We start from the raw sequence: 8,163 nt of genomic DNA on the forward strand, positions 1-8,163 counted from the left end.
CGCGGTCCGCGGGTGGCGGACCGCGGACGCGGCGTTGTCTGTGCTGTCGTCAGCAGTGTGCGGGGCGTGTCGGTGCCCGGCGAGCATTCGGCGTGGGGTGCCTGCTGCGCTGCGCGGAGGGCTCGTGACCCGAGACGGGCCCTCAGCGGGCGCGACGGCGCAGGCGGTCGACGTCGAGCAGCGTGACGGCCCGGCCCTCCAGGCGGATCCAGCCGCGGGAGACGAACTCGGCCAGCGACTTGTTGACCGTCTCGCGGGAGGCGCCCACCAGCTGGGCGAGCTCCTCCTGGGTGAGGTCGTGGGGGACGTGGACGCCGTCGTCGGTGGGGGATCCGAAGCGGTCGGCCAGGTCCAGCAGGGCCTTGGCCACGCGGCCGGGCACGTCGGAGAAGACGAGGTCGGCCAGCGCCGTGTTGGTGCGACGCAGGCGCTGGGCCAGGGCGCGCAGCATGTCCTTGGCCAGCTGCGGGTGGGACTCCACGAAGGTCATGAGCTGGTTGTGATCCAGCGTCAGGAGCTCGGTGGGGGCCACGGCAGTGGCGGTGGTGGAGCGCGGGCCCGGGTCGAACAGGGTCAGCTCGCCGACGATCTCGCCGGGACCGAGCACCGCGAGCAGGTTCTCACGGCCGTCGGCGCTGGCGTGGCCGAGCTTCACCTTCCCGGAGAGGAGAATGTAGAGGCGGTCGCCTGAGTCGCCCTCGTTGAAGAGGGTCTCGCCACGGCGCAGAGTCGTCTGCGTCATCATGGCGCGCAGTTCCTCCTGCTCATCCGGGCTCAGGCCCTCGAAGAGCGGGATCCTGGAGATAATGCTGTCTTCCACGGAGATCCTCCTGGTGGTTAGGGGGCTGGCATCCCGCATGCGGGAGCCCTCGGGTCTATCCTGCCACGGCTTGTGACCTGTGGCACGCCGTCGAGCATTGTAGTCTCCGTGTGTTGCAGGTCAAAGAGAAGTGAGCAAAGTCGGGTGCGTCCTGCGACACTCTTGAGAGGCCGGTGGTTGCGGGGCGACAGCGGGAACGACTGCAATGGATATCCGGGGGCTCCATGGCAGAGACCCGGACAAAGGCTTCGGTGGCGCTGCTGGTGCCGCCGATGAGATCGCGGAAAGAGGACGAGGTGCGCAGGTCTGCGAGCAGTGAGGTGACAGCGGCGGTCGACGCCTCCCCCGAGGTCCCTGAGATCCCCGAGGTCCCGGCCGTGGCGGGCCCGGCCTGGCGGGCGGGCGCCGTCGACGACGAGCTCATCGCCCTCTACCCCGACGCCGCCTGCGCCCTCGACCACGACGGCCCCTTCCAGCTGCTCATCGCCACTGTCCTGTCCGCCCAGACCACCGACGCGCGCGTCAACACCGTCACGCCCGAGCTCTTCGGGCGCTACCCCGACGCCGCGGCCCTGGGGGCGGCCCGGCGCGAGGACCTCGAGGCGATTCTGCGGCCCCTGGGCTTCCAGCGGGCCAAGGCCGGGCACCTGCTGGGTATCGGTCAGGCGCTCACCGAGCGCTTCGAGGGGCGGGTCCCGTGCAGCCGCGAGGAGCTCGTCTCGCTGCCGGGCGTGGGGCGCAAGACCGCCAACGTCGTCCTCGGCAACGCCTTCGGGAAGCCCGCCATCACCGTGGACACTCACGTCGGGAGGCTCTCGCGCCGTCTGGGGTGGACGACGTCGAAGGACCCGCTGCGCGTGGAGAAGGACATCGCGGCCCTGTGGGAGCCGTGGCGCTGGACCGACGGCTGCCACCGGCTCATCGAGCACGGGCGCCGGGTGTGCTCGGCCCGCTCGCCGCGCTGCGGTGAGTGCGCGCTGCTCGAGGCCGGGCTGTGCCCGCAGGTGGGCGTCTGATGGGTGTCTGATTCTGGTGTCTGCGGAGGTGTCCGTGGAGCCGATGTCGGGCTAGCCCCACCCCCGGTCCACCAGATGGCAGGATGGGATGAGAGGGTCGGCGCCGTCAGGCTGGAGGCATGACTGCTCACCCGCCGTTCACGCCCTCCGATCCGAACGCCGCCTCCGCCTCATTCATGTCACCGATGCCGCCGCCCGTGCCGGCCTCGTCGTCGCCCATCGCCATCCGCCTGCGCGGCCTCACCCGCGTCTACGAGGTCCCCGGACGCCAGGACGCCCGAGTCACCGCCCTGGACCACGTCGACGCCGACCTGCCCGAGGGCAGCTTCACCGCCGTCGTCGGAGCCTCCGGATCGGGCAAGTCGACGCTGCTGCACTGCATGGCCGGCCTCGATGAGCCCACTGACGGCCAGGTGACCATGCTCGGCACCGTCACCTCCGGGATGCGGCCCGCCGAGCGCGCCCGGTTCCGCGCCCGCCACGTCGGCTTCGTCTTCCAGGAGTACAACCTCATCGCCTCCCTGAGCGCCGCCGACAACGTCTCCATGCCCTCGCGCCTGGCCGGGCGTCCCCTGAGTGACACCCAGATCCGGGAGGCCCTCGACGCCGTCGGGCTCGCTCACCGCGCCGGCCTCAAGCCTCACCAGCTCTCCGGAGGGGAGCGCCAGCGCGTGGCCATCGCCCGCGTCATGGCCAGCCGACCCCGGATCGTCTTCGCCGACGAGCCCACGGGCGCCCTCGACCTGGACTCCGCCGCCCTCGTCCTGGACTGGCTGCGCCGGCTCACCGAGCAGGGAACCACCGTGGTCATGGTGACCCACGACGTCGAGGCCGCCGCCAAGGCCGACGCGGTCGCCGTCATGAGCCAGGGGCACCTGGTGCAGTGGACCAGCTGCCGTGACGCCCGCCAGATCGCCGAGCTCGTCCACTCGGCCCGGGCCGCGCGCGCCGCCTGACCAGGGCCGGATCAGGAGAGGATCGGAGAAGATCATGGTCACACTCATCTGGAACGACCTGCGCCACCACGCCCGGCAATGGCTGTGGTCGCTGCTCGTCGCCACCGTCGGCGGCGCCATCATCGGCGTCATCATCACCACCTGGTACAGCGCTCTGAGCTGGGCCCAGGCCCAGGGCTCGGCCGAGCTCATCAATGCCTCCCACATCATCGGCTCCAGCCTTGTCTCCTACGTGGGGCTGGCCACCGCCGTCATCCTGTCCACGACGCTGGGCCTGACCGTCTCGGCCCAGCAGCGCTCCCACGCGCTGTGGAAGGTTCTGGGCATCCCCGGCAGCCGCATCCGGCGCATCATCCTGGCGCAGGTCGGGGTGATCGGGCTGCTCGGAGGCGTCATTGGGGCGGTGGCCAGCCTGCCGTTGGTCCGCGTCTACCTGCTCACCTGGCGGGAGTTCGATGTGTTTCCTCAGAATCTGCCCATCATCATGCCGGGCTTCGGGGTGCCGTTGACCATCGCCGTGACGATGCTGTTCTGCATCCTGGGCGCGATGGGGCCGGCCCGACGGGCGGCGTCGGTCCCCGAGATGCAGGCGCTGCGGGAGGCCACGGCCCCGCAGACCCGGACCCGGTGGTGGCAGTGGGTGGTCGTCGGCATCATGCTCCTGGGGCTGGTCATGACCCCCTTCGAGAGCTCTCTACCCATGAGTGACGCGGAGAGGGCGGAGATGGCCACGTCCGGTATGAACCTCAACGACCCGGGGGAGCGCGCGATGGCCGGCGCCTCCATGGGGCTCCTCGCCGCGATCGCCGCCCTGAGCGTGCCGAACTGGACCCTGCGGCCACTGCTGACCTGGTGGACCGCCCTCATCCCGGGCCGCAGCCCCGCCTGGTTCGCCGCCCGCGCCAACGCCCGCCACCGCGCCTCCCTGTCAATGACGACGATCGTCCCCTTCGCCATCGCCGTGGCCCTGACCGGCACGGTCTACGCCGCCGTCGGGGCCGGCCAGGCCACCGGCGCGCAGGGCTCGGTCAACGGGTTCCTCTCCGTCGGGGTTCCAACCTTCTTCATTTCCGGCGTCGGCGGGATCGCCAACATCGCCATGGTGGGGCGGGCCCGGCGCCAGGAGGGGGCGCTGCTGGGGGTCATCGGGGCGCGCACCCGCACGGTTCTGGCCTCCACCGCGCTGGAGGGTGTCATCTACGCCGTCACCGGTATCATCTTCGGGCTGGCGGCCACCGCCTTCAGCGCCGTCTACGCCGCGCTCTACTCCGGGGGCGGGACGGCGGTCCTGACCGCCTCGGTCCCGGTGGGGCTGTTGGCCCTCGTCAGCGGGATCTCACTGACGCTCGCGGTGGCGACCACCTGGCTGCCCGCCCAGCTCGACCGGCGCTCCCTCATGGACAACCTGCGCCAGCCGGTGTGAGGCGGTGCCGCACCCGGCACGAGGCGTGAGGAGACGGTCAGGCGGAGGCGGGCGGGGCGATGTCGGCCAGGAAGGGCAGCAGGGCCCGGACGAGCTCGGCCGGGGCCTCCTCCTGGGGGAAGTGGCCGGAGCGGCGGATCGTCGCCTGGCGCAGGTTGCCGGTGACGTGGTGGGTGTCGCGCGCGTAGGCCTGGGCCGGCTGGACAGGGTCGAGCTCGCCCTGGACGGACAGCACGGGCACCGCCACCGGCTCGTCCAGCGCCGCCGTCTCAGCCCGCGACAGCACGAGGTTGCGCAGTGGCTCCAGGGCGCTGTGGGCGGCACCGGGCCGGGACAGGAGCTCGGCGTAGTAGGGGGCCTCCTCGGCCACCGCCTCCCGGGTATGCGGTCCGGCCCAGGAGCGCAGCAGGCCCTCCAGGGCGCTGCGGCTGCGCAGTCGCCGCTCGGCCAGGCCCGGGATCTGCAGACTCGCGTACTGCAGCGCCGGCCCCGACAGTGCCCGGGAGCGCAGCGAGCGCAGGGCCAGGGGGTGGGGGGCGCCCACCGGAACGATCGCCGTCGTCAGGTCCGGGGCCACGTGCGGCAGCGCCCAGGCGACCTGGCCGCCGAGCCCTGCGCCCACGACCACGGCCCGCTCGTGGCCCAGGGAGCGGACCACGGCGGCCAGGTCCTGGGCCAGCGTCACCAGGTCGTAGCCCGACGGCGGCCGGTCCGAGCCGCCGAAGCCGCGCAGGTCGAGGGCCGCCACACGGTGCCCGGCCTGCGCGAGGGCGGGGATGACATGGCGCCAGGTCCACCAGCACTCAGGGAAGCCGTGGACCAGGAGGGTCAGGGGTCCCACGGTTTCTGCGCCGGTCGGGGCCTCGGGGCCCGCCAGCGCGGCATGGAAGCGGGTGCCGCGCGCGGTGAGGTTGCGGTGGGTCCAGGGGCCGGGGCGGTTGACGTCAACAGGCACGCCCGCAGCCTACTGGCCGGCGCCCGGCACCGCCCACGGAAGCAGGGAATGTCCAAAACGGTGACAAAGGCCGCGACGAGGCGGAGGATGAGGAAAGGAAACCGCATGATTCAGCGGTTCAGGTGACGGTGTGAGCGCCTGGATATCCTCTTTGTCACCGATCTGGACATGTAGCGGGGCTAACCGGCTCCCGGAGCCGTGCCGGAGACGGTGATCGGGTTCCACATCGCTCCTGATCGCGGAGGGAAGGAGAAGACATGACTGCCCAGCGTCACAACGACTCGGGTGATGGCTCTGCCGACGAGCTCGCCGATGACACCTGTGCCCACGCTTCTGGCCACGCGGGTGCTGATGCCACGGCCTCAGGCACCGCTGCCGACCCGGCTCCTGAGGAGGATCCCGCCGCCGGAGGCGGCGGTGCTGGAGGGGAGGAGGCGGCGCTCATCTCGACCGGACGCCTGGAGGCCTTCAGCGACGGCGTCATCGCCATCGCGATCACCCTGCTGAGCCTGGAGATCAAGCTGCCCGACGACGGTGAGAGCCTCCTGCGCGCTCTGGCCTCCCTGTGGCCCGGCTACGTGGGCTTCGTGCTCAGCTTCCTGCTGGTGGGGCAGGTCTGGCTCAACCACCACGCCATCTTCGCCCGGGTGCGCAGCGTCGACCAGTGGATGCTCATCTGCAACCTCTTCCTCCTGCTCGATGTCGCCTTCCTGCCCTTCGCCACCTCGGTGCTCACCCGGTCCCTGGAGTCCGGCCATGACGAGCGCACGGGTGCCGTCTTCTACGGGCTGGTCATGGTGGTCGGCGGGCTGTTCTTCAACGCCCTGTGGCGTGCGTCCATCCGGGACCGGAGCCGCCTGCGGTCGGAGGTCCCCGAGGCGGAGGTGCGCTCCATGACCCGGCGCTTCGCGATGGGGCCGTGGCTGTACGCGCTGGCCGCGCTGCTGGGCCTGGTCAGTGCCTGGCTGAGCGTGGTCACCTACGTGGCCCTCATCGTCTTCTACATGGCCGGACATCGGCCGCGGCGGGTCAGGCCAGCAGGAGACTGACGGCGACGTAGACGCCGGTGCCGCCGATGAGCGACAGCCCGATGGAGCGCCGCCACAGGTGCAGGCCCGCCGTCGCCCCGATCCCGCCGGCCGCCGGCAGCCAGGTGGACGGCGCCGGGCTCACCCCGTCCAGCGTGTAGGCCACCAGGACGATCATGACCCCCAGCGGCATCGCCCGGGACAGGAAGGCCAGCAGTGCGCTGTCCTGGTGTCCGCGCAGCAGCACGAAAGGGGCGATCCGGCAGGCGAAGGTGATGACGGCGACGACCGCGACAGCGACCGCGATCTGCGGGTTGGTGAGCATCAGTCGGCCCTCCGCTGCGGCTCCGGAGCGCCCGTCCCGGGGCGGTGGCTGCGCCAGGCGTACAGCCCCACGAGGCCGACGGCGAGCGTCACCAGCGCGGCCAGCAGCGCCGCCGACCCTCCCGTCGCCAGGCCGACCCCGCCGGCCACCAGCCCCAGGCACAGCACCCCGATATCGGGGTGGTTGCGCCAGTTCTCGATGGCCAGGACCACGAACAGAGCCGTGAGCACGAACCCGAGCAGCTCGATGCGCTCGCCCACCACGGAGGCCAGCGCCGTCCCGGCCAGCGCCCCGACACTCGTGCCCGCCACCCAGGAGGCCTGACTGATCGCCTCGACGCCCACCAGGTAGCGCCCGCTCATGGCCCGCCGGTCGCGCGCGGCCAGCAGCGCGTAGACCTCGTCGGTGATCGCGTGGACGGCGTAGAGGCGAGCGAGCACCCCGCCCCGCACACGATCCAGGGGGAATCCCAACCCGTAGAAGACGTGTCTGCCCGAGACGAAGCCGGCGGACACGGCGATGGTGGCCAGCGGCTCGCCGCCTCCGGCCAACGGCACCAGCAGCATCTGCATGGTTCCGGAGTAGATGACCAGGCTCCACACCGGCGCCCACCACCAGGCGAGCCCCTCGGCGACCAGCAGCATCCCGGCCGCCAGCCCCAGGGTCACGTAGCCGACGACGACGGGCACCGCGTCGCGGGCGGCGTCACCGATGGTCTGCATCCGCGGGGCCGGCTGCGAGGACTCCCCGGTGGAGGCCGCGGCGGGCGGCTGGGCGGCGTCGGGCTCAGTCACGCAGGCCGCGGTCGTCGTCGGACTCCTGCTCGCGCTGACCGGCTCGGCGCGCCAGGTGGGCGACGACGGCGACCATGGCCGTGAGCACGCCCATGAGGACGAAGCGGCCCGACAGACCGTCGTCCATGACATAGGTGGATAGGGCGCGCCCCAGGTCGGAGTGGGCCTGGAGCCGGTCGATCGTGGGACCGATGATCGACTGGACGACCCCCGGCATAAGGACGAAGGGCAGGCCGATCACCGTGCTGACGGCACCGACGACGAAGGCCCCCAGGGAGGATCGCGAGATCATGAACAGGGCGGCCGCGCAGGCCGCGGTCCCTCCCAGGATCTCCAGCGCGCCCACCGGGGAGGCGGCGGCCGGCCAGGCCGAGGGGTTGCCGCCGGTCAGGGAGGCGGCGCCGTCGTGCACGAGGAACCAGGCCACCGGGAACAGGACGACGGCGATGAGTACCCCGGTCCAGTGGGTCTCGGCGCGCGAGCTCGAGATGCCCAGCACGCTGGCGCCCTTGAGGAGGATGGAGTCATCGTCCTCCCCGCTCGAGGCGGTCATGGCCATGGCGGCCTGCCGGGCGCGTGAGCGGCCGCGTTCCTCGGGGTCGTCGCTCTCCAAGGGATCGATGGCGGAGAAGCTCCGGGCCGTGGAGGTCGAGGGCCAGGCGGGCGCCTGATGCGGAGAGGGCTCCGACGGCGCCGTGGCCGGTGCAGTACTCGGCGCCGAGGTCGACGCGGAGCCTGGCACGGAGGCCGCTGCCGTCGTGGAGGCGCCGTCGCCGGCCGGTATCGGCCGAGTGCCCGGGGCCAGCTGGGCGGGAGGCGTGGGCCGGTAGGCCTGGGGCGCTGCGG

General features: G+C 72.1%; 9 protein-coding genes. 4 read left to right on the forward strand and 5 right to left on the reverse strand.

Annotated features, from left to right (window positions below; translation table 11 throughout):
- Positions 1-142: 142 nt before the first annotated feature.
- The gene (locus tag HMPREF9056_RS04960; RefSeq protein ID WP_003779318.1) at positions 143-820 is read right to left on the reverse strand and encodes a Crp/Fnr family transcriptional regulator; all 678 of its coding nucleotides are present in this window, start codon (positions 818-820) and stop codon (positions 143-145) included.
- 272 nt (positions 821-1,092) lie between these two features.
- On the opposite strand from HMPREF9056_RS04960, the gene nth reads away from it, so the two are divergent.
- From nth to HMPREF9056_RS04975, 3 genes are all read left to right on the forward strand, one after another.
- A complete protein-coding gene (gene nth, locus HMPREF9056_RS04965) occupies positions 1,093-1,836 on the forward strand; it encodes an endonuclease III (protein ID WP_050792998.1) in 744 nt (247 codons plus the stop codon).
- A 119-nt stretch (positions 1,837-1,955) separates the two neighbouring features.
- Positions 1,956-2,792, forward strand: a complete 837-nt coding sequence (locus tag HMPREF9056_RS04970; RefSeq protein ID WP_034513877.1) for an ABC transporter ATP-binding protein — start codon at positions 1,956-1,958, stop codon at positions 2,790-2,792.
- Positions 2,793-2,826: 34 nt separating this feature from the next.
- The gene (locus HMPREF9056_RS04975) at positions 2,827-4,215 is read left to right on the forward strand and encodes an ABC transporter permease (RefSeq protein WP_009403401.1); all 1,389 of its coding nucleotides are present in this window, start codon (positions 2,827-2,829) and stop codon (positions 4,213-4,215) included.
- A gap of 37 nt (positions 4,216-4,252) precedes the next feature.
- On the opposite strand, the gene HMPREF9056_RS04980 is transcribed toward HMPREF9056_RS04975, so the two are convergent.
- On the reverse strand, positions 4,253-5,170 hold the full coding sequence (locus HMPREF9056_RS04980) for an alpha/beta fold hydrolase (protein WP_009403402.1): 918 nt from the start codon (positions 5,168-5,170) through the stop codon (positions 4,253-4,255).
- 257 nt (positions 5,171-5,427) lie between these two features.
- Between HMPREF9056_RS04980 and HMPREF9056_RS04985 the strand changes: the two genes are divergently transcribed.
- Positions 5,428-6,219: a TMEM175 family protein gene (locus HMPREF9056_RS04985; RefSeq protein WP_009403404.1), complete on the forward strand. Its 792-nt coding sequence runs from the start codon at positions 5,428-5,430 to the stop codon at positions 6,217-6,219.
- On the opposite strand, the gene HMPREF9056_RS04990 is transcribed toward HMPREF9056_RS04985, so the two are convergent.
- From HMPREF9056_RS04990 to HMPREF9056_RS05000, 3 genes are all read right to left on the reverse strand, one after another.
- The gene (locus HMPREF9056_RS04990; RefSeq protein ID WP_009403405.1) at positions 6,200-6,523 is read right to left on the reverse strand and encodes a branched-chain amino acid transporter permease; all 324 of its coding nucleotides are present in this window, start codon (positions 6,521-6,523) and stop codon (positions 6,200-6,202) included. The two genes, HMPREF9056_RS04985 and HMPREF9056_RS04990, sit on opposite strands and share 20 nt — an antisense overlap.
- Entirely contained in the window at positions 6,523-7,245 is a 723-nt protein-coding gene (locus HMPREF9056_RS04995; RefSeq protein ID WP_034513891.1) for an AzlC family ABC transporter permease, read from the reverse strand. The genes HMPREF9056_RS04990 and HMPREF9056_RS04995 overlap by 1 nt, the downstream gene beginning before the upstream one ends.
- Positions 7,246-7,309: 64 nt before the next feature.
- A partial coding sequence (locus HMPREF9056_RS05000; RefSeq protein ID WP_253269941.1) for a hypothetical protein occupies positions 7,310-8,163 on the reverse strand: 854 nt, incomplete at its 5' end.

The organism is Actinomyces sp. oral taxon 170 str. F0386 (assembly GCF_000195595.1).
GTDB lineage: Bacteria > Actinomycetota > Actinomycetes > Actinomycetales > Actinomycetaceae > Actinomyces.

What these genes read in the sequence shown, in the direction of transcription:
- nth (WP_050792998.1), top strand. Translation starts at nt 1,093, where the DNA reads ATGAGATCGCGGAAAGAGGACGAGGTGCGCAGGTCTGCGAGCAGTGAG.
- HMPREF9056_RS04970 (WP_034513877.1), top strand. Translation starts at nt 1,956, where the DNA reads ATGACTGCTCACCCGCCGTTCACGCCCTCCGATCCGAACGCCGCCTCC.
- HMPREF9056_RS04975 (WP_009403401.1), top strand. Translation starts at nt 2,827, where the DNA reads ATGGTCACACTCATCTGGAACGACCTGCGCCACCACGCCCGGCAATGG.
- HMPREF9056_RS04985 (WP_009403404.1), top strand. Translation starts at nt 5,428, where the DNA reads ATGACTGCCCAGCGTCACAACGACTCGGGTGATGGCTCTGCCGACGAG.
- HMPREF9056_RS04990 (WP_009403405.1), bottom strand. Translation starts at nt 6,523, where the DNA reads ATGCTCACCAACCCGCAGATCGCGGTCGCTGTCGCGGTCGTCGCCGTC.
- HMPREF9056_RS04995 (WP_034513891.1), bottom strand. Translation starts at nt 7,245, where the DNA reads ATGCAGACCATCGGTGACGCCGCCCGCGACGCGGTGCCCGTCGTCGTC.